We start from the raw sequence: 25,794 nt of genomic DNA, 5'->3' as shown, positions 1-25,794 counted from the left end.
GGCTTGGGGGATGAGGGGGATGGCCGGGTTCGCCGGACGAAGGGGAGGGATCCGGCGAACCCGGCCGAGCTGTGCTCTCAGGCCAGGGTGATCGCGTAGAGCTGCACGCGCGGATCGTTCGGCAGGCTCACCGACTGGACGGTCTTGGCGCCGTCCACTGTGGAGGCGATGCCGAACAGTCGCACCGGCGGACCGTCGACGCCGCTGCCCGCCTTGATCCGGTGCGCCATGTCGAGCACGACGGTCGTGCCGGACGGGGTCGAACCGGCCCAGTCGCCGAACGTCACCGGGAGATCCGCGCTGGATCCGTCGCTGTAGTGCACGGTCAGCGAGGTAGACACCGGGCCGTTGTGCGACGAGCCGATCAGCTGGACTGCCTGGTGCTTTCCGGCGGGCAGCAGCAGCGATTGCCCACGTGCTTCGACGAAGTTCGCCGCAGTCCCAGCGGGATTGGGTGCCGTGTAGACAACTCCATTATGGACGAAGGTGCCCGTTGGCGGCATCAGGTCGGCGTCGTAACTCCAGCCGCTGCCGTCGAAGTTGCCCTCCGTGGATGCTGCGACGGTAGCGGTGCCGTCGTGATTGCGGTCGTGACTGAGATCGACCGCGCACTGGGTCCCGGACGTCGTCGCGCACACCGTCGGTTCCCGCACCTCGATGCTCGCGGTGCGGGTGACAGCATTCGCTCCCGGCCCGGATGCCTTGAGCTGCACCGAATACGTACCGACGGGGGTGTTCGCCGGAATGGTCACCGTGACCGGCGCGGTCTTCTGCGCCGGCAGCTGGAAGGACCACAACAACTGCAGCGGATCGGTCTGCACTCGCCAGCCGGACGGTGCCGACGACGTCACGAAGACCGGCTGCGCACCAGGGTTCTGACCGAGGACGTCGAGGTTCAAGTGGACAGTCTGCGCTTCGGATTGCTGTGGCAGCACGACGGAACTCGGCCGCAGAGTGGCGTCCACGTGCCGGCGCAAATCGCCGGCGGCCTTGTTCACCGACGGCGGTTCCGTGCCCGGCTGCGTTCCCCAGTTCGACGGCGTCGCGCCGACCTGGTAGGCGAGCTTGCCGCCGTGCGCGACCGCGGACCAGTCGAGCCAGGTCTGCCGGACGTCCCGGCCGTTGAGCGAAACGCTTTGCACGTAACGGTTCGCGTCGCTCGCGCCCGGAGCAGTGACGGTGAGCGTGCCGCCTTGCTTGCCCTCGTACTGTCCGATCCGAACAGTCGCCGATTCGAATTGCGGACTGGACACGGCGAGGAAGTTCGCGCCGCTCATCGTCGGGTACAGGCCGAGCGAGGAGAAGACGTACCAGGCGGACATCGTGCCGAGGTCGTCGTTGCCGGTCATGCCGTCCGGGCCGGTGGTGAACAACGTCATCGCCGCGCGGACGACGGTCGCGGTTTTCGCCGGCGCGCCGACCCAGTTGTACATGTACGGGGACAGCAGGTCGGGTTCGTTGTTGGGGTTGTAGGTGGCCTTGGCGTAGTAGTCGTAGGGGCTGGCGATCCAGTCCTTGCGCGCGGTGCCCGCCGGGTCCTTGAGCAGGTTGTCGTAGGCGAAGAAGGAGTCGAGCCGCTTTTCGGTCGCCTGCTTGCCGCCCATCAGCGCGGTGAGCCCGGCCGGATCCTGCGGGACGAGCCACTGGTACTGGTAGGCGCCGCCCTCGTGGAACTGGTGGTCGGCGTCGACCGGGTTGTACGGCGTGAGCCAGGTGCCGTCGGCGGTGCGCGGACGGAACTGCTTGTCGGCGGCGTTCCAGACGTTGCGGTACCACTGGCCGCGGTCGGCGAACATGCGCGCGTCGGCCTGGTGGCCCAACCCCTTGGCCATCAACGCGAGCGCGGCGTCGGCGGCGGAATACTCCATCGTCGCCGAGGTCGGATGCTCGCAGTCGTTGTCGCCGCCCTTGGCCGCGCAGTCCTTGCCGAGCGTGAGCCCGCTCGGGATGTACCCGCGGTCGTTGTAGTAATTCACGCCGGAGCGCCCGTTGTAGGGCGAATCAGCGGGTGGCGTGCTCGTCGCGTTCTTCTTGAGCAGCCCGTACGCCTCGTCCTCGTGACCGGCCAGCAAGCCCTTCGACCAGGCCTCGACGAGGAACGGCGTCACGGGGTCGCCGGTCATGATGTTCGTTTCGCTGCCCGCCAGCGCCCATCTGGGCAGCCAGCCGCCGTCGCGTCCGATCGACAGCACGGACAGCGCGACATCCCGGGCCATCTGCGGTTCCAGCATTTCGAGCAGCTGGTTCTGCGGGCGATAAGTGTCCCAAAGGGAGAAGTTCTGATACGGCGTGTAACCGTTGGCGCGGTGGACTTTGCCGTCGAAACCGGCGTAGTCGCCGCTGATGTCGCCAGCCAGGTTCGGGTGCAGCTGCGCGTGATAAAGCGAGGTGTAGAAGGCGGTCTGCCGTTCGGTGCTGCCGCCGCTGATCTTGATCGCGCCGAGCCGGTCCGCCCACTGCTTGCGCAATGCGGTGCGGGTGGCGTCGAAGTCGTAGCTGTCGCTGGTTTCTTGGGCGAGGTTGTCCCGCGCGCCGGCGAGACCGGTGTAGGAGAGCCCGACTTTCAGGACGACGTCGTGGTCGGTGGCAGCGTCGAAGCTGACCCACGCGCCGTTGCCGCCGGTGCCCGCGGCGTCGCGGCTGCCCGCGGTGCGGGTGTTGCCGCGCCAGGTGCCGTAGGAGGCGAACGGCCGGTCGAAAGTCGCGGTGAAGTAGACGGTGTGCTCGTCGTGCCCGGCGCAGAACCCGCCCGCGCGCACGCGACCCTCGAGGGTCCGGTCGCCGACGACGTGAATCTCGGAATCCTTCACGGACTGGTTCGCCTGGCCGGTGTTGAACAGCACGTTGGCCTGGCCGGTCGACGGGAAGGTGTACCGCTGCCAGCCGGTGCGCGGGGTGGCGGTGAGCTCGGCGTCGACGCCGTACTTCTTCAACCCGACGCGGTAATAGCCGGGTTCGGCCTTCTCGTCGTCGTGGCTGTACTCGGATTTGTAGGCGTTCTTGTCGACGGAATCGACAGCGCCCGTGGTCGGCATGACCGGCAGCTCGCCCATCACGCCGCAGCCGACGCCGGAGAGGTGGGTTTGGCTGAAGCCGTAGATCGAGTTCTGCTGGTAGTCGTAGCCGCCCTGGCCGCCGGTGTCCGGGCTGACCTGGACCATGCCGAAGGGCGCGCTGGCTCCGGGGAAGGTGTTGCCGAAGTTCTGCGTGCCGACGAACGGGTTGACCAGAGACACCGGATCCGCCGTGGCCGCGCTTGCGCTCGTGCTCGCGGCGGCGCCGGTCGTGCCGGACACCAGCCCGGCCACCACGAAGCCCGCCGCCGCGACCGCGGCCACCCGTCTCTTCTGCGACCACATGGACGCGCTACCTCCAGGGCTGACAACGTTGTCATCGTGCGAGCCGGTGCGGAGGCGACCGGCTGGTGAGCAGCTTGTCATCCCGGAGGGGGTTTGAGAAGGCCGACAACGGGACAGCTTCCGGCCCGCGTTCCCTGTCCGAGGCTTGTGAGGGGAGCTTTCCCAGACCTCGCTCACTGGCACCGAAGCCGTGAGGGGAGCCACGGACTTCGCCCGTCGGTTCCGGGAGGCTGTGAGGGGAGCATTCCCAGACTCTGCCCGTCAGCACCAGGAAGCCGCGAACCGAACTTTCACGGACTCGGTGTCTGTGGGGGTTCCCTTCACGGACTCAGCGTCCCTCAAGGTTCCCCTCACGGAATCAGCGTCTGTCAGGGTTCCCCTCACGGAATCAAAGCCCCCCAGAGTCCCCCTCGCGGACCGGCCGCTCCGGCAACCGCAGCACCGCCCTCGCCCCGCCCTCCGGAAGATTCCCGAACTCCAGCTCCGCTCCCAGCACCCGCGCCTGCGCGACCGCGATCGTCAACCCCAGCCCGTGCCCGCCCCCGCGCGCGTCCGTACCGGTCCGGAACCGCGCGGGCCCCTCCCGGAGCAGCACCTCCGGATACCCCGGCCCCCGATCGCTGACCACCACACACCGGCCGTCCACCCGCACCGTCACCGGCGCGGCCCCGTGCTTGGCCGCGTTCGACAGCAGGTTCGCCAGGATCCGTTCCAGCCGCCGGGGATCCGTCCGCACCTGGACCGCGACCGGGGCCGCCGCGTCCGGCACCCGCCGCCGGACGAACTCCGCGAGGTCGATCTCCGCCAGGTCCGCCCGCTCGGCCGCCGTGTCCAGCCGGGCCACCTCCAGCACGTCCTCCACCAGCGACCGCAGCGCGGCGACCCGGTCGCGGACCAGCTCCGCCGGACGTCCGGGCGGCAGCAGTTCGGCGGCGGTCACCAAACCGGTCACCGGAGTCCGCAGTTCGTGCGCGATGTCCGCGGTCACCCGTTGCTCGGCGGCCAGCCGTGCCTGCAACGCGTCCGCCATCGCGTCGACAGCCTGGGCGAGATCGGCCGTTTCGTCGCGCGGGCGCGGGCCGATCGCGTCGCGCACCCTGGCCGGAGCGCCGTTCGCGACGTCCCGGGCGGCGTCGGCGGCCCGCCGGAGCCGTCGCGCCATCCCCGCGCCGAGCACGACGCCCAGCAGCGCCCCCGCGACGGTGACGACAGCGGAACCGGCCAGCAACTCTCTGTCCAAAGTGGCCAGTGCCTGCGTTTGCGACGCGTAACTGGTCCGCACCGAGACGACGTGTCCGCCGGTTTCGGCGGCAGCCCACAAAACCGGTCCGTCCAAATAGGTCGCTCGGTTGCCGCCGCGGACGGCGTCGCGCAGGGGAGCGGGCAGTGTCGGATCGTCGAACTGGCCGTCGACACCGGGGTTGCGCAACAGCAGCTGGATCCATTCGTCCTGCGCATGCCGCGCCTGTTCGGCTTGCGTGCGCGCGAATTGCTGGTGCACCAGCAAACTCAGCGTCAGCGCGACCGCGGCCGACACGAGAGTCACCGCCGCGGTCAGCCGCCACCGCAACGTGGCCGGGAAGAGTTTCATGGCTCGGCGCGGAGCTTGTACCCGAAGCCCCGCACGGTCTGCAGCCGCTCCTGCCCGATCTTCACGCGCAGCCGTTGCACGTGGACGTCGACCACTCGCGTATCGCCGCCCCACGCGTAATCCCAGACGCTCGCCAGCAGCGTGTCCCGGCTGAGCACGATGCCGGGCGATTCGGCGAAACGCAGCAGCAGCCTCAGTTCGGTCGGCGTCAGGTCCACCGGCTGGCCGGCCCGGCGCACGTCGAGCCCGGCCCGGTCGATTTCGAGGTCGCCGAAGCGGACGAACGCGTCCTCCTCGGGCCCGGACCAGCCGCTTCGCCGCAGCACCGCCTGGATCCGCGCGATCAGGACCGCGGTGTCGAACGGCTTGGTGACGTAATCGTCGGCGCCGGCTTCGAGGCCGAGCACGACGTCGACCGCGTCGTCGCGGGCGGAGACCATCAGCACCGGCGTGCGGCTTTCCTCGCGGATCCGCCGGCACAGGCTGACGCCGTTGAGCCCGGGCAGCATCACGTCGAGCAACGCCACGTCCGGCGGCTGCGCGCGGAACCGGTCGAGCCCGGCGAGCCCGTCCGCGGCCGTCGAGACCCGGAAGCCGGCGCGTTCGAGCGCGAGCTGCGTCGCTTCCCGGATCACGTCGTCGTCCTCGACGAGCAGTACCTGCGTCATGTCCCCTCCGGCGAGAAACCTTTGCCGGTCCAGCGGTAGCGCGCGACCCCGTTGTTCGGCCCGGTCGCCGCCATCGTGGCCAGCTGCCCGTCGAGCACGGTCAGCATGGCGCCGGAGTTCTCCAGCCTGAACAGCTGCTTCCCGCCGATCGTGTAGACGTAGCCGCCGAGGTACGCGCCGACCGGCACGCCCGTCGCGCCGCTGCTGCCGGTGCCCGGGGCGCCGACCGCGCCGCACGGGTAGACGTTCACCACGACGTCGACCTCGCCGGTCAGCTCGTGGTACGCGGTGCTGACGGGATACGACCCGGCGGTCGGACCGTACGGACACGGTCGCAGCGCCGCCTTCGTCCTGGCGCTGACCGTCGGGTCCGCGCGCAGCAGCGCGACCGCGTCCACGGTCGGGCCGCGCGGGTTGTCCGCAGGCACCGGAGCGGCGACCGCCGGCGGGGCCGGGCCGGCGACGCGCACACCGTCCACATCGGAGCAAGCGGTGAGCGAGAGCAACGCAATCGCCGCGACCGCTGTTCTCCGCATGCTTTGCACAGTAGCCATTTTGCCTTCCGCGCGCTGCTCGGGGAGCGCTGTTACCAGACCGATGGGTTTCCTCCGGGCCGCCGCAACGCGATTCCCGGCGGCCGGTGATCCGCCGTTCCTACCGTGGCGGGGAATCGACCAGGGAGGAGTCCGATGAGGACGGAAGCGGTGCGGGACCCGGCGGAAACGCGGGTGCCGAAGGGACGGTTGCTGGGCGTGGACGCGGTCCGGGCGCTGGCGATCGTCGGAGTGTTCATCGAGCATTTCTTCGCGAGCGGCTGGCTGCACGGCGGCCCGCCCCAGGCCGCCCCGGGGATCTTGACGTGGCTGAACGTGCAGACGTCTTCCCGGGCGATGAGCCTGTTCGTGCTGCTGTTCGGGCTGTCCGCGGCGTTGATGACCGGCGGCGCGACCCCGTACGGCGGGACCGAGCGGTGGCGCGCCCGCGGCAGGCTCGCGGTCCGGGCGGTGGCGTTGTTCCTGCTCAGCCTCGCGATCGACGAGTACGGCATGTCGGTGATCGGGTACTACTCGGTGATCCTTCTGCTTCTGCTGCCGCTGACCCGGCTGCGCGCGCGGACGTTGTTCGTTCTGTCCGGAATCGCCGTGCCCGCGATGACGCTTTACGCATTCTGGGTGTTCAACGACCATTCCGGCTGGCTGAGGTCCGGGTCCGAAACGGCGAGCGGGCTCGCGATCTTCGGGCATCCCGAACAATGGGGCGAGTTCCTGAAGGGGATGGTGCTCTTCGGCGGCGGTTTTCAGGTCGCGTACGGCCTGCCGCTGGCGTTGGCGGGAATGGCGATCGGCCGCCTCGACCTGCGCGCGCACCAGGTCCGGATTCGCTTGCTGTACACCGGTTTCGTGCTCGCCGCCGCGTCGATCCTCGGTTCGTGGATCGCCACCTATCCGCTGGGCGGAGCCGACGCGATCGCGACGACCCCGCCGCCCGGGATGCCGTGGCAGGTGCTCCTGGCCATGCCGCCGGACGGATCGCTGTACGCCACCAGCCCGCTCGGCATCGTGCTCATGATCGGCGTCGCGATGGTGCTGCTGGGCGGACTGCTGATCGCCTTGGACCGGCCGTCCGGCCGTCGTGCGCTGTGGCCGCTCGCCGCCGCCGGCGGGATGGCTTTTACCTGGTATGCGGCACATTTCGCGGTCTTGAAGCTGGTGCCGAAGCCGTACTCCTTCGTGTTCCTGGTGACGGTGGTCGCGGTGATGCTGGCCGCGTCGGTGGCATGGCGGCATTGGCGGCGCCGCGGCCCGCTGGAGTGGCTGGTGCACCGGGCGACGCTGCTCGTGCCTGCAGGATCAGCGAGGTAAGGCCGCCAGTTCCCGCGGTCGGGTGGCCAGCAGGGTGCACCCGACCGCGGCGGCGTAACCGAGGGCGACCACGGTCAGCGGGACGCTCAGCGACATCGTCGAGCCCGCGGTGAGCAGCGTGCCGAGCACCGCGGTGCCCAAAGCACCTCCGGTCTGGCGGGCGGTGTTCAGGACTCCGCTGGCCAGCCCGGTGTGCTCCTCGGGCGGTGTCGACATCGCAACCGACGTCATCGCGGGCATCGCGATCGAGCAGCAGCACAGCACCACTCCGCCCGCCACCACCAGCGGCAACGAATCAGCCGTGGCCAGCAGGATCGCGCCGAGGCAGGCGAGGCTGAAGCCGGTCAGCATCGGGACGCGGGGGCCGAAACGCGCGGTGAGCCGTCCGCTGGCGGTGGCTCCGAGGCCGATCGCGATGGTGAGCGGGAGCGTCAGCATGCCGGTCGCGTAGGCGGACTGACGGAGCGGGCCCTGGAGGAACAGCGACAGGCAGAGCAGGGTGCCGTAGAGGCAGAAATTGAAGAGCAGCCCGGCGGCGCTCGCGGCGGAGAACGGGCGGGACGAGAAGATCGCCAACGGCAGCACCGGATCGCGCCGGCGTCGCTCGACCAGGAGGAACGCGAGTCCGGTCAGCAGGCCGGCGGCGATCAGCGGGCCGGCCCAGCTCGACCGGCCGACCTGGATCAGCCCGCCGGCGAGCGCGGACAGGGCGACGGTGCCGAGGACGAGCCCGTACGGATCGAGGCGACGGTTCCGCTGCGGCGACTCGACGACATAACGGCAGGTCAGCGTGATGGCGAGGGCGGCGACCGGGACGTTGACCCAGAAGATCGCCCGCCAGTCGGCCAGCGCGATGAGCACGCCGCCGGCCACCGGGCCGGTCGCGAGGCCGATGGCCGCGATGCCGCCCCACAGGCCGAGTGCGTGCGCTCGCGCTCGCGGTTCGGGGAATTGGCGGACGATCAGCGCGAGCGAGCACGGCAACAACGCGGCCGCACCGACACCCTGCAGCGTGCGCGCGACGATCAGCACTGAAATGGTCGGGGCCAGCGAACACAGCGCGGACCCGACGCCGAACACGACGGTCCCCAGCACGCACACCCGCCGCGAGCCGCAGCGGTCGCCGAGCGAGCCCGCGGTGAGCATGCCCGCGGCCAGCGCGATGGTGTAGCTCGCGATCACCCATTGCTCGCCGCCCAGCCCGCCGCCGAGGTCGCGCCGGATCGCTTCGACGGCGACGTTCACCACGGTCGCGTCGAGCTGGACGATGAAGAAGGGCAGGCACAGCGCGATCAGCGCCAGCCGTTGCCTGCGTGCGGAGATTGTTGCGGTCACGGGACCAGGGTGTCCCGGGAATGGTTCGGTGTGGGCCGAAGCGTCAGAGGTACGGTCGTTGGTTCCGCTTCTCTTCCACGTAGGTCTCGTAAGCCGCGCGCGTAGAGTCCAAATCGGACACCTCGCTCACCGGCACGTCCCACCACGCCGAACCAGGCGGATTAGGTGCGAGTGGATCGGTCTCCACGTGCACTACTGTCGTCACCGGATTCGCCTTGGCCTGCTTCAAAGCCGCCCGGAACTCGTCCACAGTGGACGCACGAAGCACCGTCGCGCCGAGGCTGGCCGCGTTGGCCGCGAGGTCGACCGGAAGTACGTCGCCCTCCAGCAGGCCATTCTCGGCGCGATAGCGGTAAGCCGTGCCGAACCGTTGCGAGCCCAGCGATTCCGACAGCGACCCGATCGAAGCGAACCCGTGGTTCTGCACCAGCACGATGATCACCTTGAGCCGTTCGGCGATCAGCGTGACGATTTCCTGCGCCATCATCAGATACGAACCGTCGCCGACCAGCACGACGACCTCGCGGTCCGGCGCGGCCAGCTTCACCCCGACGCCCGCGGCGATCTCATATCCCATACAGGAATACGCGTATTCCACGTGGTACGCCTTGGGATCGCGTGCCCGCCACAGCATCTGCAGGTCGCCGGGCATCGAACCGGCGGCATTGACGACGACGTCCCGGTCGTCGAGCGCGGCGTTGAGCGCGCCGAGAATCTCTGTTTGCGCGGGCAGGGGAGCGTGACCGAGGTCGAAGCAGGCGTCAGCAGCGCGGTTCCAGTCGCCGGCGAGCTGCCGGGTCCGCGCGCGGCGGGCGTCGGCGACCTGCCAGCCGGACAGCGCGGTCGACAAGGCTTCCAGGCCGCGCCGGGCGTCGGCGACCACCATTTCGGCGGAGTGTTTGGCGGCGTCGAACCGGGCGACGTTCAGGTTCACGAACCGCACGTCCGGGTTGCCGAAGACGGTGTGCGAGGCGGTGGTGAAATCGCTGTACCTGGTGCCGATTCCCAGTACGACGTCGGCTTCCGCGGCCAGCGCGTTCGCGGCGGAGGTGCCGGTGGAGCCGAGACCGCCGACCGCGCACGGGTGGTCCCACGGCACCGCACCCTTGCCCGCGTGGGTGTCGGAGACGGGGATCCCGGTGGCGTCGGCGAAAGCGCGTAGTTCCTCCCGAGCCTCGGAGTACACGACGCCGCCGCCAGCGACGATCAGCGGTGCTTTGGCGGCGCGCAGCAGTTCCACCGCGCGGTCGAGCGCTTCCGGAACGGGAACCGGACGATCGACGTGCCAGACGCGGCGGCGGAAGAATTCCTCCGGCCAGTCGAAGGCTTCGGCCTGGACGTCTTGCGGCAGCGCGAGCGTGACGGCGCCTGTCTCCACCGGATCGGTCAGCACGCGCATCGCGGCGAGGGCGGCCGGGATCAGCTGTTCGGGCCGGGTGATCCGGTCGAAGTACTTGGACACCGGACGGAAGGCGTCGTTCACCGAGACGTCGCCGCAGCGCGGATCTTCCAGTTGCTGCAGCACCGGATCCGGCCTCCGGCCAGCGAAAACGTCACTCGGCAGCAGCAACACGGGTAGCCGGTTCGTGGTGGCCAGCGCGGCTCCGGTGATCATGTTCGTCGATCCGGGGCCGGTGGACGCGGTGCAGGCGAACGTCTGGAGCCGGTTGCGCATTTTCGCGAACGCGGTCGCGGCGTGCACCTGGCCTTGCTCGTTGCGCGCGAGGTAGTAGGGGAGTGCGTCGGGGGCTTGCAAAAGCGCTTGGCCGAGTCCGGCGACGTTGCCGTGGCCGAAAATCCCGAAGCAGCCGGGGATCAGCCGGTGTTCGACGCCGTCGCGTTCGGAGTACTGGTTGGCCAGGAATCGCACCAGAGCTTGCGCGGTGGTCAGCCTCATCGCGGGCCTCCGAACGGCAGCCGGGGGTCGACGTCTTGGGATTCCCAGGTCCGGCGCACCCACGCGTGAGCGGGGTCGTCGCAGATCAGCCACGCCCGTTCGGGGCCGGGACCGGCCATCACGTTGAGGTAGTACAGGTCGTAGCCGGGCGCGGCCATCGACGGCCCGTGCCAGCCGTGCGGGATCAGCACGACGTCGCCGCTGCGGACCTCTTCCAGCAGGTCGATCGGGCGCTCGTCAGTGCCGTAGACGCGCTGGTAGCCCATCCCGCCGCCGGCGACCTCGAAGTAGTAGATCTCTTCGAGCTCGCTTTCGCCCTCACGTGCCTCGTCGTGCTTGTGCGGCGGGTATGACGACCAGTTTCCTCCCGGCGTAAGCACTTCGCAGACGAGGAGCTGGTCGGCGTCGAAAGTGTGCGGGAGGCAGTAGTTGTTGACCTGGCGGCTGCAGTTTCCCGCGCCGCGCAGTTCGGTTGGTACGCCGGACGCGGGCCCGTATCGCGCGGGCAGCCGCTTCGAAGTCTTCGCCGAGGGCAGGGCGAACCGGCCACGACCGGTCACTACAGCTTCGGCATCCCTTGGCAGGTAAGCGAAATCGGTGACCGCGTCGAACACGCTGGTGCGACCGGCCAGCTCGAACGTCTCGCCCTCCACCGAGACCGAGCAGCTGCCGGACAAGGGGAGCACGAGCGTTTCCGCATCGCCGGTAGAGAAAGTCTCGGTGCCGTCGAGCTCCAGCACGCGGAGGCCGGAGTAGCCCCATCCGGCCGATTCGGGAGTGATTTCGAGACTGAACTGGCTCACAACAACCCCACCGCCGTATCGACCGCCTTGGCCACGTCGCCGTCGTGCGGATAGAGCAACGACCGCCCGACCACCAAACCCTGCACCGTCGGCAGCGCGAGCGCCTCCTGCCAGGAAGCGAACGCCGCGTCCGGGTCGGTCACCTCGCCGCCGAGCAGCACGGCGGGCAGCGTCGAGGCGGCCAGCACCCGCTCCATCTCGGCGACCACCGGCAGCTTCAGCCAGGTGTAGGCCGACGAGCGGCCCAGGCCGGACGCGATCGTGACGGACCGGATGACCGCCTCGGGCGAGAGGTCGTTCTTGATCTTCCCGTCGACCCATCCGGACAGGAACGGCTCGACCATCGCGAGCAGCTTCCGCTCGGCGAGCGAGTCGATGGCCTTCGCGGTGTTCTCCAGGACGCTCGGCGTCGCCGGATCAGTCAGGCAGATCCGGGTGAGCATCTTTCCGCCGTCGAACCGCATCCGGGCGATGGTTTCCGCGTCGTAGCAGGCGAACCGGTCGTCGATCTCGAAACTCGACCCGGCCAGTCCGGTGCGGTTCATCGACCCGAGGACCGTTTTGCCGTCCAGCACGCCGAGCAGCAGCAGATCGTCGATCACGTCCGGGGTCGCGAGCACGCCGGTGACGCCCGGGCGGTCCAGCGCGAGACACAACCGTTCCAGCAACTCGCCGCGATCGGCCATCGCCAGCGGATCCGCGCCGACCGCGTTCGCGCCCCGGGCGGGATGATCGGCGGCGATGATCATCGCCGCGCCCTTGTCGTTGAACGGCGATTTCGCCCGGATCCGCGCGGCTGCGGCCTCGGCGATCGCGTCCGGATCGTGCACCCGTTTGGCGACGATCCTCTCGACGGTATTCATTCCGCCCCTCCGAGCCTGCGCAGTACCTGGTCTTCCGTCGGCATCGCGTCCGAACAGGCGAGTTCCCCGGCGACGTGCGCGCCCGCGGCGTTCGCGAACCGCATGATCCGCTCGATGCCCCAGCCGGACAACAGTCCGTGCACCAACGCGCCGCCGAACGCGTCACCCGCGCCGAGACCGTTGACGACCTCCACCGGAACCGGCGGCACTTCCACCTCGCCGGTGTCGTCCACCGCGAGCACGCCCTTCGGTCCCTGCTTCACCACCGCGAGTGAGATACCTTTGTCCCGCAAGGCTTTCGCCGCTTCGCGAGGCTCGCGCACAGCCACCGCGGTATCGCATTCGTCGAGGTTGCCGACCGCGACCGTCGCGTGTCCCAGCGCCTTGCCGACCCATTCGCGCGCCTGCTCGCGGGACTCCCAGAACATCGGCCGATAGTCAAGGTCGAGCACTGTGATTCCCTTGCGGCCACGGGCTTCCAGCGCGGCGAGCGTGGCCGAGCGGCTCGGTTCCTGCGACAGCCCGGTCACGGTCGCCCAGAAGACTTTCGCCGAACGGATCGCGTCGAAATCCAGTTCGTCGGCAGCGATGTCGAGGTCCGGCGCCTTCGGGAAACGGTAGAAGTAGAGCGGGAAATCGTCCGGAGGGAAGACCTCGCAGAACGTGACCGGCGTCGGCAGGCGCGGCGAGGCGCCGACGAACCGGTCGTCCACGCCGTACCCGGCGAGCGCGCGGCGAAGGAACCGGCCGAACGGGTCGTCGCCGGTCTTGGTGATCACCGCGCTTGCCCGGCCGTACCGGGCGGCGGCGACCGCGACGTTGGTCGCGCTGCCGCCGAGGTATTTGCCGAACGAGGTGACGTCCTCCAGGCCGACGCCGGTCTGCAGCGGATAGAGGTCCACCCCGATCCGGCCCATCGTGACGAGGTCGAACCCCGTGGTCATCGCGTCCTCCTCGCAGGGTGTGCTCCGACCGTGCCCCGTGCCCGAGGACTTTGTCAAGACATATGGACATACGCGGAGTAGGCTGCGGCGATGAACACCAGTCCGGCCTGGGACCCGGTCCGCGGGATCGCGGTGGACCCGGCGAGCCCCGAGCCGCTGTACTTCCAGGTCGCGCGCCAATTGCACGCCGCGATCGACGACGGCCGCCTCCCCGCGGGCTCCCGGCTGGCGAACGAACTCGACCTCGCGGCGGGGCTGCGGCTGTCGAGGCCGACGGTGCGGCAGGCCATCCAGTCGCTGGTGAACCAGGGGCTGCTGGTGCGCAAACGCGGCGTCGGCACCCAGGTGGTGCGCACGAAGGTCGCCCGGCCGCTGCGGCTGAGCAGCCTGTTCGACGACCTCGCCGGGCTGGGCGAGACGCCGTCGTCGCAGGTGCTGGTCAACCGCGTGGAACCGGCCGACGCCGAGACCGCCGCGCTACTGGAGGCTCCCGAGCTGCAGCAGGTCCGCCGGCTGAAGCGAATCCGCTCCGCCGGCGGCGAACCGCTGGCGATCATGAACAACTGCCTCCCGGACGGCGTCCTCGACGTCGATGACGACGAATTGCGCTCGGACGGCCTGTACCGGCTGCTGCGGCGGGCCGGGATCCGATTGCATTCAGCGCAGCAGAGCATCGGCGCGCGGCTGGCGACTGAGGAAGACGCGGAGCTGCTGGAGGAAACGCCAGGGGCGGCGTTGCTGACCATGCAGCGCACGACGTACGACGAAACGGGCCGGGTGGTCGAGTACGGCTGGCACGTTTACCGGGCGTCGCGGTATTCGTTCAATCTCCCGCTGACGCACGGTCCACAGTAGAAATGGTTCGACCGTCTCCTTAGGACTCGTGCACCCGGCTGAAGTCCGGCTTCCGCCGCTCTCGGTGCGAGGCGAGCCCTTCGCGAACCTCGGGACCGGCGAAACCGTAGAACTCCAGCGCCAGCGAGGAGTCGAAGATCGCGCCCGCGAGCTGCCGGTACCAGAGGTTGAGGCTCTGCTTCGTCCAGCGGATCGCGTTCGGCGCGCCGTTCGCGAGTTCGTGCGCGATCTCCCGCGCGGTGGGCAGGAGTCCGGCCTCCTCCTCGACGCACAGCGACACGAGCCCGATCCGCTCAGCCTCCGCGCCGGTCATCGGACGGCACGTCATCAGGTAGTACTTGGCCTTCGCCATCCCGCACAGCAGCGGCCAGCACACCGCCGCGTGGTCGCCCGCCGCGACGCCGAGGCGGGTGTGGCCGTCGATGATCTTCGCATTGGCGGCGGCCACCGAGATATCCGACAGCAGCCCGGCGACCAGACCCGCGCCGACGGCCGGGCCGTGGATCGCGGAGACGGTCGGCTTCGAGCAGTCGATGACGTTGTAGACCAGGTCGCGGGCCTCGCGCATGGTGCGCGAACGGGCCTCGAAGTCGTTCGCCAGCTTCTCGACCAGGTCGAACGAGCCGCCCGCGGAGAAGCCCTTGCCCTCGCCGCGCAGCAGGACGGCCTTGACCTCGGGGTCGCGGTCGAATTCGCGCCAGATGTCGGCGAGTTCGCCGTGCGCGTCCTCGCTGACCGCGTTGAGGTGCGGCGCGTCGAGGACGAGCTCGATGACGCCGTCCTCGTCCGGTCCGTCGACCCGCAGGTTCTCGAACTGCGCGTAGCGGCTCATTCAGCTTCCCTCCGTCGTCCGGAACACCTGCGTCACCTTGCCATCGGTTCGGACGCTGCCGCCAGGGCTGGTGTCATGTGCCTTCCTCGGACAGTTCGACGGCGAGGCTGGTGCTCAAGCCGGAGGGGCCGAGCAGATCGAGCGTGACCGAACGGGCGCCGGGGCTCGCCCGCAGTTGCGCGGGCTGTCCGCAGAACAGCGGAGCCTGGTTGCGGTGGCTGATCCGGCGCACCCGGGAAGCAGGGGAGTCGAGCCGCAGCACCTCGGCCAGCGCCAGCGACATCAACGGCCCGTGCACGACCAGGCCGGGATAGCCCTCGATCCTGGTGGCATACGGCCAGTCGTAGTGGATGCGGTGCGCGTTCGCGGTGGCCGCGGAGAACCGCATCAGCAGCGTCGGATCGGTGGCGAACTCCCAGGTCTGCCCGTCGGTGCGGCGGAACGGCGACCCCACCGGCTCCAGTGCGGCGGCGGTTTCCGGGACCGCTGGTGGGGCGGGAGGGCCTGCCTCGCGGTAGAGCAGGTCCTGGCGCTCCTCGACGTACGGCGTTCCGTCCATTCCGGACAGTTCCGTGCGCACCTGGACGAGCACTAGTTTCCCGGAACGGCCGGGCTTTTCGGCGAAAGAGTCCACAATGGATTTTCGATGTACGGTCTCGCCGATTTTCGGCGCGCGGTGCACCACGACCTCGCCGCCGGCGAACATCCGCCGCGGCAGGCCGACCGGGGGCAGGAAGCCGTCGCGCGCCGGGTGGCCGTCGAGACCCAGCCGCGACGACACCGGCCAACGGCTGAGCGCGACCCAATGCCACAGCGGCGGCAGATCGTCGCCTTCCCCCGGCGCGGGAAGCCCGTTGTCGAACAACGCCGCCAGCGCGGCGACCGGGCCGGGGTCGAGCACTTCTTCGCTGGTGACGGCGTACGGTTCCCAGGCTTCCGGTTCGGACATGGGTTCCTCGGATCTGGTTTCGGGCGAGGCAGTCAGCTGAATACTTTATCAGGAACGAGCCGGTGTCCGGCTCGGCTCAGTGCGGGCGCGAGGAGCTGTCCGGTCGGGTTTACGCAGCATCTGGCCGCTTGCGAACAGCCGGGTGAGGCAGCCGGTGACGGGGTCTTGAGCAGAACGGCTTATGTAATACTTTATCTGGACAACCATCCGCCACAGGGGAGGCCGGGGCGATGCCCGAAACCACGGGCGCGGGACTGCGCCGCAGCGGTCCGGCGAACCTGAAAGCGCTGGCCGCGCACGAGATCCGGCGACGGGTCTTCTCCGGCCAGCTGCGCGCCGGGGCGAAGATCGACCAGGAGGCGCTGGCCGACGAGCTCGGGATCAGCAAGCTGCCGATCCGGGAAGCGTTGATCACCCTCGACCACGAGGGCGTGGTGGAGCACATCGCCCGCCGCGGCGCGTTCGTGGCGCGGATGACGCGCGACGACATCCGCGACCACTACCGCGTGTTCGGCCTCGTTTCCGGCCTGGCCGCCGAGCGCGCGGCGAAGAACCTTTCGCCGGAAAGCCTGCAGGCGCTGCACGATCTGGCGGACCGGATGGAGTCCGGAGTGGACCGGGCCGAACAGGAACGGCTGAATTTCGAGTTCCACCGCAGGATCAACTACGCCGCCGATTCCCGCCGTCTGGTCTCGATCCTGGGCATCCTGGCGAAAACGGTGTCGCACGGGTTCTACGAGGCGCACGAGGACTGGCCGGACAAGGCGCACGACGACCACCGGAAGATCCTGAACGCGCTCAGCGCCCGGTCGGCTTCGCGGGCTCGGTCCATTGTGGAGAAACACTTCTCGGACGGCGGCGAGCGCGCGGTCGCCTTGCTGGAGAAGCAAGGCTTCTGGGACAACTGACTCCGGGCGTCAGCGCCGCTTCAGCAACTGTGCCAAGTGGACGCCGCGCACTCCGGCCAGCTGATCGGCTTGCGTCCGGCAGGAGAAACCGTCGGCGAGGAACACCGCGTCCGGGTTGTCCCGCAATGCCGGAAGCAGCGCGTTCTCCGCCACCGCGACGGAAACGTCGTAGTGGCCGCGTTCCATGCCGAAGTTCCCGGCCAGGCCGCAGCATCCGGCGAGAGTCCGCAGGTCCGCGCCGGTGGAGGCGAGCAGGGCTCGGTCGGCTTCGAAGCCCATCACCGAGTGGTGGTGGCAATGCGGCTGTGCGACCACTGCGACGCCGGAGAGGTCGGGTGCCTGCCAGCCGTCGGTTTTGGCGAGGAGTTCGGAGAGCGTCGTGACCGCGGCGGAGACCGTTTTCGCGTCCGGATCGTCGGGGAACAGGTCCAGCAGATCGGACCGCAGGACGGCGGTGCACGACGGCTCGACGCCGACGATCGGGAGCCCGGCCTGCGCGTACGGGCGCAGCGTGTGCACGAGGTCGCGGAGCTTCCGGCGGGCGGTGTCGAGCTGGCCGGTGGTGATCCAGGTGAGCCCGCAGCACGGCCGCCGCGGCGGGACGAGCACGCGGTGCCCGGCGTCGGCGAGCACGGCCGCGACCGCTTCGGCGACCTCGGTGTCCATGCCGTCCGAAAAGGAATCCGCCCACAGCACAACTTCCGGTCCCTGCTCGCGAATCCTTCGCCGGGACCGGGTGAACGAGCGGCGGGCGAACCTCGGCGCCCGGCGGCGGGTGTCCACTCCGGACAGTGCTAAAAGGAGCTTCTCGATCGGGCGGAGCGACATCAGGGCGTTGACGACGAGCGGGCCGAGCACCGGGATCCGGTGCAGCAGGCGGATCCAGTCCGGCAGCCGGCCCAGCGTGTAATGCGAAACGGGGCGGATCTTGTGCCGGTATTTCCGGTGCAGGGCTTCGGACTTGTACTGCGCCAGGTCCACTCCGGCCGGACAGTCGCTGCCGCAGGCCTTGCAGGACAAGCAAAGATCAAGCGACTCGTGCACCGCGTCGTCCGACCAGCCCGACACCAGCGTGCCGTTCGCGACCTCCTGCAGCACGCGGGCGCGGCCGCGAGTGCTGTCCTTCTCGTCGCGAGTGGCGAGATAGGACGGACACATGAAACCGCCGGCCGCACGGTTGTCGGCGCGGCATTTCCCGACTCCGACGCAGCGGTGCACGGCGCGGGTGAAGTCTCCGCCGTCGTGCGCGAAGGAGAATCCGCCCGCGACGACCGGGAGCGGACGTGCTTGCGGGCGGCGAAGATCGGCGTCGAGCGGGTGCGGCCGGACGACCACGCCCGGGTTGAGCAGGTCGTCGGGGTCGAAGAGGTTTTTGACCGCGCCGAACAGTTCGATCGTTTCGGCCGAGTACATCTCCGGCAGCAGCTCGCCGCGCGCCCGGCCGTCGCCGTGCTCGCCGGAGAACGAGCCGCCGTAGCCGACGACCAGATCCGCGGCGGCCGTCATGAACGCGCGGAACACCGACGCGTCGCGTTCGAGCGGCAGACCGAGCCGGACGTGCACACACCCGTCGCCGAAGTGGCCGTAGGGGAGTCCTTCGAGGCCGAATTCGTCCAGGAGAGCGTCGAAATCCCGCAGATACGCGCCGAGCCGTTCGGGCGGGACGGCGGCGTCCTCCCAGCCTGGCCACGCCTGCTCGCCGGCGGGAGTCCGGCCCGCCAACCCGGCTCCGTCCTCGCGGATCCGCCACATCGCGGCGGCCTCAGCGCCTTGGGCCAGCACGACGTGGTCGAGCGCCTGGGAATCCTTGACGAGACGCCCGGCATGGTGGCGGGCCTCGGCTTCCGTCTCGCCGCCGACCTCGATCATCAGCCAGCCGCCGCCGTCCGGGAGCGCGGGCACGTCGCCGCGGTGGTGGCGCACCAGGTCGACCAGTCGCGCGTCGAGCCCTTCGACGGCCAGCGGCCGGTGCGGCAGCAGCCCGGGCACGACGTCGCCGGCCGTCGCCATGTCCGGGTAGCCGAGCACGACGAGCAGCCGCGCGGGGGAGATGTCGACCAGATCGACGGTCGCTTCCAGCGTGACCGCCAGGGTGCCCTCCGTGCCGACCAGCGCACGGGCGAGCGACCGGCCGTTTTCCGGCAGCAGGTGTTCGAGCGAGTAGCCGGAGACCTGACGGCTGAACCGGCCGAATTCGGTGCGCAGCAAGCTGAGCCGGGTCTCGATCAGCTCGGCGAGCCCCGGCATCGCGTCGGACCGGCCCGCGGTGAACTGGCGTCCGGTGCCGTCGACCACGCTCAGCTCGCGGACGTTGTCGGCGGTCCGGCCGTAGGCGATCGCGTGCGGCCCGCAGGCGTTGTTGCCGATCATGCCGCCGAGCGTCGCGCGGGCGTGCGTGGACGGATCGGGACCGAAGCGCAGCCCGTGCGGCGCGGCGGCGCGCTGCAGGTCGGCGAGGACGACGCCGGGCTGGACGACCGCGGTCCGCGCTTGCGGGTCGAGGTCGACAATGCGGCGGAGATGCCGCGAAAAGTCGATGACCACGCCCGGCCCGATCGCGTTGCCCGCGACCGACGTGCCCCCGCCGCGACTGGTCAGCGGAACGCCGTGGCGGCGGGCGATCTCGAGGGTCGCGAGAACGTCGCCGGTCTCTTTCGGCAGCACGACGACCTGCGGGACGACACGGTAATTGGACGCGTCCGCGGAGTACTCGGCGCGACGGCGGACGTCGGCGTGCACCTCGCCGCGGACATTCGCGCGGAGGTCGGCGAGCAGATCGTTTTCGGTGGGCATCCCGGCCTGAATTTAGGTGTTTGAAACAGTGCCGTCAATCCGTACGCTGGCGCGATGACCTCGGGACGGAGGGGGCCGCCGCCGGAGCTGGCCAGGGTGCGGCGGGTGAGCGTGGTGGACTCGCTGGTCGAAGAGATGACCCGCAAAATCCTCGGCGGCGAATGGCCTCCCGGGACCGCGCTCCCGTCGCTGCGGCACTTCGCGGCCTCGGCCGGGGTGTCGATGCTGACCGTCCGGGAAGCAGTCCGGACGCTGCAGGCGCGCGGCTGGGTCGAGACGCGCCAGGGAGTCGGAACGTTCGTACTGGAACCTTCGGCGGCCCGGTTCGTCCCATGGCAGCTGGGCGCTTCGGACGCGGCGGAGTATCGAGAGCTGGTCGAGGCCAGGGAAGCGATCGAGTCGACCGTCATCGCCTTGGCCGCCCGCCGCCGGACCGCCGCCGAACTGGCGGTTTTGACGGGTTTGGTCGACCGGATGGCGGTAGTTTTGACTGACCGGGACCGTTTCCTGGCGGCGGATGCGGAGTTCCACGTCGCACTGGCCGAAGCCGCGCACAACCGGATCCTGCTGCGCAGCATGCTCGCGATCCGCGTCCCGCTGCGCCGCCTGATGGCCGACCGGCTCCTGGAGGAACTCACCGAACACGGCGACCTTTCCCGGTCGTGGGAAGACCACCGGACCATCGCGTCGGCGGTCCGGGCAGGTGCTTCGGAGCCAGGATGTGCCGCCCTGGCACGAATCACCGCCCAGGCCCGGTCCTATGTGGACTCGAAGCTGCCGGGTTTGCCGTCTCGCGGTCCGGGTAACCGGCCTGCCGACGACTCCGGGAGGTGATCGAGGTGGCCGCGCACGTGGACGATGACCCGTGGACGGAATTCCACCGGGTGGTGAACATGACCTCGCGGGAACTGGCCGACTGACTGCGCACCCGGGAAGCCGGAACTGAGACGGAGCCCCTGCCGGACCAGGCGGGGCCCGCGACCGGCCGTCAGGTGCTGTCGATCCTGGGCAAACGCCGGTCGGATGTGAACAAGAGCGACGTCGAGGTGATGCGCGATGTGGTGGACCGGGTGCACGCCTCGCGGCGGGACGACTTGGAGCCGGTCGCTGGGGATGCGGGATGGCGGCAGGGGCTGATGTCGCTGGGGCACGATCCGGTGAAGCCGGTGCGGGATTGAGGTGGCCGGGTTCGACGGGGTGATCGCCGGGGTTGGCGGAGGCGGGTCGCCCGCCGGGTTGGCGAGACGGGGTGACCGCCGGGTCCGCGGAGGCGGGTCGTCGGGCTTGGCGAGAGCTGCTCTAGCGAGATTTGCCCTGGTGAGAGAGCCTCGGCCTCGGTGGGGACGTCCCGCTGTCAAGTTCGGTGCGTGGGATGCACCGAACGCCACAGTGGGCAGGTACCCGCTGCCAGAGTGGAGCGCCCGGCGGGGTTGAGCCCGGCGCGCGCGGCCTCGCGGCACTGGCCAGCGCGAGCGGCACCGTTGTCGGGAGAGGCCCGGCGCGGTGCGACCCCGCTCAGTCTTGGCGGGAGCGGCTTCGGCATGTGGCCTTGGCGCGAGTGCTCCGCCACGCCCGCTCCGGTGGCCTGGCTCCGGCACCGGAGGTCCGGCGAAGTCCGGTCCAGCGGCGAAATCCGGCCCGGCAAAGTTCGCCCGGCGAAGTCCGGCCTGGCATCAGAGACCTGGCGAAGTCCGGTTCCGCGAAGTCCGGCCCGGCGAAGTCCGGCAAAGTCCGCCCGGCAAAGTCCGGTCCGGCACCAGACACCCGGCGAAGTCCGGTCCGATGTAAGCCCCGGGCCTCGGTGCGCCCCCGGGACGCACCGAGGCCCGGGGTTCTTCCCCTCGGCCGGTGGTTCGTGGTCAGCCGCCCGCCATGGCTCCGATGATCAGGAACGGTTCGGCTCCGGACAGGACCGGGGCGGGCAGGGCGGTGTCCGGGGCGGTGTTCGACAGGTCTTCCTCGCAGGCGAAGAACCGGACGAACGCCCGGCGTTTGCCGGTGGTCGTGTCGCGGACTGTGCCGCGCAGCTGGGGGTAGGCGTGTTCCAGTGCGTCCAGCAGGGCGTCCCGCGTCGGCGGGTCCTCGACCGGCAGCTGGATCTCTCCTTCGACCTTCGCCAGGCGGCGCAGGTGTGTGGGCAGCTTGACGCGGACGACGGTGGTCATCGCAGGGTCTGCACCTCGACCGAGCACACCGCGGGCAGGTCGCGCACGATCGGGGCCCAGCTTTCGCCCGCGTCGTTCGAGGCGTAGACCTGGCCGCCGGTGGTGCCGAAGTAGATGCCGGCCTCGTCGAGGGAGTCGACGGCCATCGCGTCGCGCAGGATGTTGACGTAGCAGTTTTCTTGCGGCAGGCCGTTGGTGAGCGGTTCCCATTCGTCGCCGCCGGTGCGGCTGCGGTACACGCGCAGCTTCCCCTCCGGCGGATAGTGCTCCGAATCGCTGCGGATCGGGACCACGTACACCGTTTCCGGTTCGTGCGGGTGCACCGCGATCGGGAAACCGAAGTCGCTCGGCAGGTTTCCGCTGATCTCGCGCCAGTGCTCGCCCGCGTCGTCCGAGCGCATCACGTCCCAGTGCTTCTGCATGAACAGCACGTCCGGCCGCGACGGGTGCAGCGCGATGCGGTGCACGCAGTGGCCGACCTCGGCGTCCGGGTCCGGGATGCCGTCGGAGTGCAGGCCGCGGTTGATCGGCTGCCAGGTTTCGCCGCTGTCGTCGCTGCGGAACGCGCCCGCGGCGGAGATCGCGGCGAACATCCGCTTCGAGTTCTTCGGGTCGAGGATGATCGTGTGCAGGCACAGCCCGCCCGCGCCCGGCTGCCAGCCCGGCCCGGACGTGTGCTTGCGCAGCCCGGTCAGCTCCCGCCAGCTCTTCCCGCCGTCGGTGCTGCGGTACAGCGCCGCGTCCTGCGCGCCCGCGTACACCGTGTCGGGATCGGTCAGCGACGGCTCCAGGTGCCAGATCCGGGTGAACTCCCACGGCTTCGGCGTTCCGTCGTACCAGAGGTGCTCGCCCGCCCCGCCCTCGTAGACGAACTCGTGGTCGACCTGGTTCCAGGTCTTCCCGCCGTCGTCGGAGCGCTGGATCAGCTGCCCGAACCACGACGTGGACTGCGACGCGTACAGCCGGTCCGGGTCCGCGGGCGAGCCGGCGAGGTGGTAGACCTCCCAGCCGCCGAAGTGCGGGCCGTCGACCTCCCAGCGCGTGCGGCCCTCGTCCGAGGTGAGGATGAACGCGCCCTTGCGGGTGCCGACCAATACTCGAACTCCAGGCATGCTTTCTCCCTGACAACCGGCTGTGACCTGGTTCAACCTAATCTCGCCAGCCGGGACCCGCCTCTCCATTCTTGCGCTCCCTCCGAGGCCAGCGGCGGCAGCGCGACCAGCACCGGAGGCGACCACGCGGGCGCGACGTCCAGCCGGACGTCCTGGCGCAGCGGCGCCGGCCCGGCCCGGATCCGCACCGGGCGCGCGGCCGAGCCGACCGCCTGCACGCTCGGCGCGAGCTGCGCGCGCGGATCGCCGGCCGACGGCAGCGCGCAGGCCAGCAGCCGGTAGGTGCCCGGCGGGACGTCGACGAGCGTGAACTGCAGGTCCGGCCCGAGCAACGAACCGCTGACCGGGACACCGCGCGCTGACGACCCGGCGAACAGCCCGACGTACACCGCCGGCGCCCCGTCGAGCACGGCGACCGCGGCCGGGCTCAGCAGCGCGCGGCCGGTGACGGCCCCGCCAGTGCAGTCCGGGCCCGCCACCCGCACCGGTTCCGGCGGGTGCTCGGCGAGGAGGCCGGGCAGCTGCCGGAACCGGTGCGGGCTCACCCCGACCGCCGCGGTGAAGCGCGTGGTGAAGGTGCCCGGCGCGGAGAACCCGACCTCGTGGCAGATGTCGACCACCTTCTCGCCGGTGTCCAGCAGCAGCTCCTTGGCGAGCTGGAACCGTTGCGCGGCAAGGAATTTCCCCGGCGGCAGGCCGATCTCCCGCTCGAACGCGCGCGCCAGGTGGAACGGGCTGTACCGGACGTGGTCGGCCACGTCCTCGAGCGTGAGCGGCCGGGTGCGTCCGGCGGCCAGGAACCTCGCCGCCTCGAGCACGGCGTCCCGCATGTGCACACCTCCTCGGATGTGCCGCCATGGTAAATCGGGGGACCGACAATTCCGGGCGTCAGCCGTCTTCCCGGTCGATGACGGCCGCGCGGGGGCCGCGGTGGTTGCTCACATTCCGGGGGTCACTCCGCTGCTTTGCCGCCCTTGCGCTGGTTGGCGTTGAAGCGCGCCTTCTTCTGCCGGTTCCCGCACGTGTTCATCTCGCACCAGCGACGGGTGCGGCTTTGGCTGGTGTCGAAGAAAGCGGCTTGGCAGGTCGGCGAGGCACACAAGGCCAGTTTTCCGTCGCGTTCGCCCGAGATGATGCTGATCGCGTCGGCGGCGATCACGCCGAGGGCGTCTTCGACAGCGGTGGCTGAGCCGAGTTGCCAGCGCCGCTCGCCGTCGGGCGTCAGGACGGCTGAGGCCTGGCCCTGAGCGCTGCGGTCGTTGATGACCTGGACGGCGGACGCGGGGAGGGCCTCGTGGAGTGCGGCCGCGGTCGCGGCGGCGTGGATCGACTCCCGCAGTTCCTTGGCGAGTTCGAGCTGGTCAGCGGTGCAGGAGTCCACGGCGAGACCGCTCACCGCCAGCCAATCGGCGAGCCGCTGAGGTGTCGGAATGCGCTCGACGGCGTCGCCGCGGCGCTCCGTGAGGGTCGCGGTGAAGCTCGTCGCGAGCACGGTGCCGAGGCGGAATTCGGGGAACGCGGAAGGCATGGAACCAGCTTAGCCGGTTGCGCTGGGACGTGGGCGGCTGCTAGAACCGTCTTAGCCGGTTCCAAACCGACCGAGGAGGACTCATGACCGCTCTGACCAGCGAAGTACACGCTTTCGAAGCCCGTGCGACCGACGCTGACCTCGACGATCTGCGGGCTCGGCTAGCCGCGGCGAGGCTTCCGGAGGCCGAGACGGTGCGCGGCCGCCGCCGATGGGATCAGGGCGTTCCGCTCGCTGACCTCGTCGATCTCGTGAACTACTGGCGCACCGAGTACGACTGGCGGGCGTTCGAGGAGCGTCTTGACCGGATCGGCCAGTTCCGCACCGTCATCGACGGCCTGGGAATCCATTTCCTGCACCGCCGGTCCCCGCGCGCGGACGCGACTCCGCTGATCCTGACGCACGGGTGGCCGGGCAGCGTCGCGGAGTTCGTCGATGTGGTGGACGAATTGGCGGATCCGGACGACGCCGGCGCTCCGGCGTTTCACGTCGTGACTCCGTCCTTGCCGGGCTTCGGGTACAGCGACAAACCGACGACTACCGGGTGGGGGACGGAAAAGATCGCGGCCGCGTGGGCAGAGCTGATGGCGAGGCTCGGGTACCGCGAATTCTTGGCTCACGGCGGTGACTGGGGCGGCAACATCACCACGGTTCTCGCTGGCCGGTTTCCGGAGAGGGTTCTGGGTGTCCACACATTGTTCGCGGAAGGGCCGCCCGGATTGCCGACGGACGGGCTGACGGCGGAAGAGCGAAGGTGGACCGAGGAGACCCGTCATTTCTGGCGTCATCGTGCGGCGTATGCGAAGCAGCAGGCCACTAGGCCGCAGACCATCGGGTACTCGCTCGTCGACTCGCCGGTCGGGCTGCTTGCCTGGCTCGTGGACAAGTTCGCGGAGTGGTCGGACACTGAGGACAGTCCATTTGAGACAATCTCGCGCGATCGCGTGCTCGACGACGTCACGTTGTACTGGCTGACCCGGACCGGTGTGTCGGCGGCCCGGATCTATTACGAGAGCCACAATTCGCTGGATCCGGAGCTCCGGGTGGACGTTCCGGCGGCCGTCACCATGTATCCCCGCGATACCGAGAAAACCCCGCGTCCTTGGGCGCGGGAGCGGTTCCGGCAGATCGTCCGCTGGCGGGAGCCGGAACGGGGCGGGCATTTCCCGTCGCTGGAGGTGCCGGGGTATTTCGTCCGGGATCTGCGGGAGGGGCTTGCCGCGGTGCTGCGGGGGTGACACATGGCGGCGGTCAGCTGCCCGGCTTGCGGGAGTCCCGGTCGCGTGGCCGTCTGTGAGGGGAACCCTGATTCCCTCAGAGTTCCCCTCAC

21 protein-coding genes and 1 pseudogene are annotated in these 25,794 nt (G+C 69.9%); 6 read left to right on the top strand and 16 right to left on the bottom strand.

The features are described from left to right. Positions 1 to 77: 77 nt before the first annotated feature. From ACZ7OI_RS11805 to ACZ7OI_RS11790, 4 genes are all read right to left on the bottom strand, one after another. On the bottom strand, positions 78 to 3,359 hold the full coding sequence (locus ACZ7OI_RS11805; protein ID WP_470264141.1) for a GH92 family glycosyl hydrolase: 3,282 nt from the start codon (positions 3,357 to 3,359) through the stop codon (positions 78 to 80). A gap of 388 nt (positions 3,360 to 3,747) precedes the next feature. After that, complete coding sequence (locus ACZ7OI_RS11800; protein WP_470264140.1) at positions 3,748 to 4,950, bottom strand: sensor histidine kinase; 1,203 nt, start codon at positions 4,948 to 4,950, stop codon at positions 3,748 to 3,750. Next, a complete protein-coding gene (gene cseB / locus ACZ7OI_RS11795) occupies positions 4,947 to 5,618 on the bottom strand; it encodes a two-component system response regulator CseB (protein WP_470264139.1) in 672 nt (223 codons plus the stop codon). Before cseB ends, ACZ7OI_RS11800 begins: the two co-directional genes overlap by 4 nt. Continuing rightward, complete coding sequence (locus ACZ7OI_RS11790; RefSeq protein WP_470264138.1) at positions 5,615 to 6,154, bottom strand: hypothetical protein; 540 nt, start codon at positions 6,152 to 6,154, stop codon at positions 5,615 to 5,617. Before ACZ7OI_RS11790 ends, cseB begins: the two co-directional genes overlap by 4 nt. 153 nt (positions 6,155 to 6,307) lie before the next feature. On the opposite strand from ACZ7OI_RS11790, the gene ACZ7OI_RS11785 reads away from it, so the two are divergent. Further along, on the top strand, positions 6,308 to 7,480 hold the full coding sequence (locus ACZ7OI_RS11785; RefSeq protein WP_470264137.1) for a DUF418 domain-containing protein: 1,173 nt from the start codon (positions 6,308 to 6,310) through the stop codon (positions 7,478 to 7,480). Here ACZ7OI_RS11785 and ACZ7OI_RS11780 read toward each other — a convergent pair. The 5 genes from ACZ7OI_RS11780 to iolC are packed head-to-tail and all read right to left on the bottom strand — an operon-like array spanning position 7,469 to position 13,322. Then, positions 7,469 to 8,815: an MFS transporter gene (locus ACZ7OI_RS11780; RefSeq protein WP_470264136.1), complete on the bottom strand. Its 1,347-nt coding sequence runs from the start codon at positions 8,813 to 8,815 to the stop codon at positions 7,469 to 7,471. The genes ACZ7OI_RS11785 and ACZ7OI_RS11780 overlap by 12 nt on opposite strands. A gap of 43 nt (positions 8,816 to 8,858) precedes the next feature. Beyond that, positions 8,859 to 10,712 carry a 3D-(3,5/4)-trihydroxycyclohexane-1,2-dione acylhydrolase (decyclizing) gene (gene iolD, locus ACZ7OI_RS11775; protein WP_470264135.1) on the bottom strand — a complete coding sequence of 618 codons (1,854 nt, stop codon included), beginning with the start codon at positions 10,710 to 10,712 and terminating at the stop codon, positions 8,859 to 8,861. After that, entirely contained in the window at positions 10,709 to 11,515 is an 807-nt protein-coding gene (gene iolB / locus ACZ7OI_RS11770) for a 5-deoxy-glucuronate isomerase (RefSeq protein ID WP_470264134.1), read from the bottom strand. Before iolB ends, iolD begins: the two co-directional genes overlap by 4 nt. Continuing rightward, positions 11,512 to 12,378 carry a Cgl0159 family (beta/alpha)8-fold protein gene (locus ACZ7OI_RS11765; protein ID WP_470264133.1) on the bottom strand — a complete coding sequence of 289 codons (867 nt, stop codon included), beginning with the start codon at positions 12,376 to 12,378 and terminating at the stop codon, positions 11,512 to 11,514. The genes iolB and ACZ7OI_RS11765 overlap by 4 nt, the downstream gene beginning before the upstream one ends. Next, positions 12,375 to 13,322, bottom strand: coding sequence for a 5-dehydro-2-deoxygluconokinase (gene iolC / locus ACZ7OI_RS11760; RefSeq protein ID WP_470264132.1), 948 nt, complete (start codon positions 13,320 to 13,322; stop codon positions 12,375 to 12,377). Before iolC ends, ACZ7OI_RS11765 begins: the two co-directional genes overlap by 4 nt. Positions 13,323 to 13,412: 90 nt before the next feature. On the opposite strand from iolC, the gene ACZ7OI_RS11755 reads away from it, so the two are divergent. Then, positions 13,413 to 14,177 carry a GntR family transcriptional regulator gene (locus ACZ7OI_RS11755; RefSeq protein ID WP_470264131.1) on the top strand — a complete coding sequence of 255 codons (765 nt, stop codon included), beginning with the start codon at positions 13,413 to 13,415 and terminating at the stop codon, positions 14,175 to 14,177. Between the two features lie 19 nt (positions 14,178 to 14,196). Here the strand turns inward: ACZ7OI_RS11755 and ACZ7OI_RS11750 are convergent, their stop codons facing one another. After that, positions 14,197 to 15,009 carry an enoyl-CoA hydratase/isomerase family protein gene (locus tag ACZ7OI_RS11750; RefSeq protein ID WP_470235738.1) on the bottom strand — a complete coding sequence of 271 codons (813 nt, stop codon included), beginning with the start codon at positions 15,007 to 15,009 and terminating at the stop codon, positions 14,197 to 14,199. 73 nt (positions 15,010 to 15,082) lie between these two features. Next, on the bottom strand, positions 15,083 to 15,958 hold the full coding sequence (locus ACZ7OI_RS11745) for an HTD2 family dehydratase (RefSeq protein ID WP_470264130.1): 876 nt from the start codon (positions 15,956 to 15,958) through the stop codon (positions 15,083 to 15,085). A gap of 230 nt (positions 15,959 to 16,188) precedes the next feature. Here ACZ7OI_RS11745 and ACZ7OI_RS11740 point away from each other — a divergent pair, with 230 nt between their 5' ends. Beyond that, complete coding sequence (locus tag ACZ7OI_RS11740) at positions 16,189 to 16,866, top strand: GntR family transcriptional regulator (RefSeq protein ID WP_470264129.1); 678 nt, start codon at positions 16,189 to 16,191, stop codon at positions 16,864 to 16,866. 9 nt (positions 16,867 to 16,875) lie between these two features. Here ACZ7OI_RS11740 and ACZ7OI_RS11735 read toward each other — a convergent pair whose 3' ends face one another. Further along, the gene (locus tag ACZ7OI_RS11735) at positions 16,876 to 19,659 is read right to left on the bottom strand and encodes an FAD-binding and (Fe-S)-binding domain-containing protein (RefSeq protein ID WP_470264128.1); all 2,784 of its coding nucleotides are present in this window, start codon (positions 19,657 to 19,659) and stop codon (positions 16,876 to 16,878) included. 54 nt (positions 19,660 to 19,713) lie between these two features. Here ACZ7OI_RS11735 and ACZ7OI_RS11730 point away from each other — a divergent pair, with 54 nt between their 5' ends. Further along, complete coding sequence (locus tag ACZ7OI_RS11730; RefSeq protein WP_470264127.1) at positions 19,714 to 20,493, top strand: FadR/GntR family transcriptional regulator; 780 nt, start codon at positions 19,714 to 19,716, stop codon at positions 20,491 to 20,493. Between the two features lie 59 nt (positions 20,494 to 20,552). Continuing rightward, positions 20,553 to 20,837 (top strand): annotated as a pseudogene (locus tag ACZ7OI_RS11725) (DUF3140 domain-containing protein). A gap of 681 nt (positions 20,838 to 21,518) precedes the next feature. Here the strand turns inward: ACZ7OI_RS11725 and ACZ7OI_RS11720 are convergent. The 4 genes from ACZ7OI_RS11720 to ACZ7OI_RS11705 all read right to left on the bottom strand — a co-directional run bounded on the left by ACZ7OI_RS11720 (position 21,519) and on the right by ACZ7OI_RS11705 (position 24,464). After that, positions 21,519 to 21,824, bottom strand: a complete 306-nt coding sequence (locus tag ACZ7OI_RS11720) for a MoaD/ThiS family protein (protein WP_275291770.1) — start codon at positions 21,822 to 21,824, stop codon at positions 21,519 to 21,521. Continuing rightward, complete coding sequence (locus ACZ7OI_RS11715) at positions 21,821 to 22,936, bottom strand: WD40/YVTN/BNR-like repeat-containing protein (RefSeq protein ID WP_470264126.1); 1,116 nt, start codon at positions 22,934 to 22,936, stop codon at positions 21,821 to 21,823. The genes ACZ7OI_RS11720 and ACZ7OI_RS11715 overlap by 4 nt, the downstream gene beginning before the upstream one ends. A gap of 32 nt (positions 22,937 to 22,968) precedes the next feature. Then, positions 22,969 to 23,766 (bottom strand): helix-turn-helix domain-containing protein, encoded by a 798-nt coding sequence (locus ACZ7OI_RS11710; protein WP_470264125.1) that lies wholly within the window; start codon positions 23,764 to 23,766, stop codon positions 22,969 to 22,971. 122 nt (positions 23,767 to 23,888) lie between these two features. Next, positions 23,889 to 24,464 (bottom strand): CGNR zinc finger domain-containing protein, encoded by a 576-nt coding sequence (locus tag ACZ7OI_RS11705; RefSeq protein WP_470264124.1) that lies wholly within the window; start codon positions 24,462 to 24,464, stop codon positions 23,889 to 23,891. An 83-nt stretch (positions 24,465 to 24,547) separates the two neighbouring features. Here ACZ7OI_RS11705 and ACZ7OI_RS11700 point away from each other — a divergent pair, with 83 nt between their 5' ends. Further along, positions 24,548 to 25,702: an epoxide hydrolase family protein gene (locus ACZ7OI_RS11700; protein ID WP_470264123.1), complete on the top strand. Its 1,155-nt coding sequence runs from the start codon at positions 24,548 to 24,550 to the stop codon at positions 25,700 to 25,702. The last annotated feature ends 92 nt before the right edge of the window (positions 25,703 to 25,794 follow it).

Source organism: Amycolatopsis sp. NPDC114503, from assembly GCF_055633655.1.
The sequence above is the reverse complement of the archived record's forward strand: the minus strand, read 5'-3'. Positions and strand labels throughout refer to the sequence as shown.

Coding starts and splice junctions, on each gene's coding strand:
- ACZ7OI_RS11735 (WP_470264128.1), bottom strand. CDS start 19,659: ATGCCCACCGAAAACGATCTGCTCGCCGACCTCCGCGCGAATGTCCGC.
- ACZ7OI_RS11715 (WP_470264126.1), bottom strand. CDS start 22,936: ATGCCTGGAGTTCGAGTATTGGTCGGCACCCGCAAGGGCGCGTTCATC.
- ACZ7OI_RS11755 (WP_470264131.1), top strand. CDS start 13,413: ATGAACACCAGTCCGGCCTGGGACCCGGTCCGCGGGATCGCGGTGGAC.
- ACZ7OI_RS11745 (WP_470264130.1), bottom strand. CDS start 15,958: ATGTCCGAACCGGAAGCCTGGGAACCGTACGCCGTCACCAGCGAAGAA.
- ACZ7OI_RS11700 (WP_470264123.1), top strand. CDS start 24,548: ATGACCGCTCTGACCAGCGAAGTACACGCTTTCGAAGCCCGTGCGACC.
- ACZ7OI_RS11765 (WP_470264133.1), bottom strand. CDS start 12,378: ATGAATACCGTCGAGAGGATCGTCGCCAAACGGGTGCACGATCCGGAC.
- iolD (WP_470264135.1), bottom strand. CDS start 10,712: ATGAGGCTGACCACCGCGCAAGCTCTGGTGCGATTCCTGGCCAACCAG.
- iolC (WP_470264132.1), bottom strand. CDS start 13,322: ATGACCACGGGGTTCGACCTCGTCACGATGGGCCGGATCGGGGTGGAC.
- ACZ7OI_RS11705 (WP_470264124.1), bottom strand. CDS start 24,464: ATGCCTTCCGCGTTCCCCGAATTCCGCCTCGGCACCGTGCTCGCGACG.
- ACZ7OI_RS11710 (WP_470264125.1), bottom strand. CDS start 23,766: ATGCGGGACGCCGTGCTCGAGGCGGCGAGGTTCCTGGCCGCCGGACGC.
- ACZ7OI_RS11800 (WP_470264140.1), bottom strand. CDS start 4,950: ATGAAACTCTTCCCGGCCACGTTGCGGTGGCGGCTGACCGCGGCGGTG.
- cseB (WP_470264139.1), bottom strand. CDS start 5,618: ATGACGCAGGTACTGCTCGTCGAGGACGACGACGTGATCCGGGAAGCG.
- ACZ7OI_RS11785 (WP_470264137.1), top strand. CDS start 6,308: ATGAGGACGGAAGCGGTGCGGGACCCGGCGGAAACGCGGGTGCCGAAG.
- ACZ7OI_RS11730 (WP_470264127.1), top strand. CDS start 19,714: ATGACCTCGGGACGGAGGGGGCCGCCGCCGGAGCTGGCCAGGGTGCGG.
- ACZ7OI_RS11750 (WP_470235738.1), bottom strand. CDS start 15,009: ATGAGCCGCTACGCGCAGTTCGAGAACCTGCGGGTCGACGGACCGGAC.
- ACZ7OI_RS11740 (WP_470264129.1), top strand. CDS start 16,189: ATGCCCGAAACCACGGGCGCGGGACTGCGCCGCAGCGGTCCGGCGAAC.
- ACZ7OI_RS11720 (WP_275291770.1), bottom strand. CDS start 21,824: ATGACCACCGTCGTCCGCGTCAAGCTGCCCACACACCTGCGCCGCCTG.
- ACZ7OI_RS11805 (WP_470264141.1), bottom strand. CDS start 3,359: ATGTGGTCGCAGAAGAGACGGGTGGCCGCGGTCGCGGCGGCGGGCTTC.
- ACZ7OI_RS11790 (WP_470264138.1), bottom strand. CDS start 6,154: ATGCGGAGAACAGCGGTCGCGGCGATTGCGTTGCTCTCGCTCACCGCT.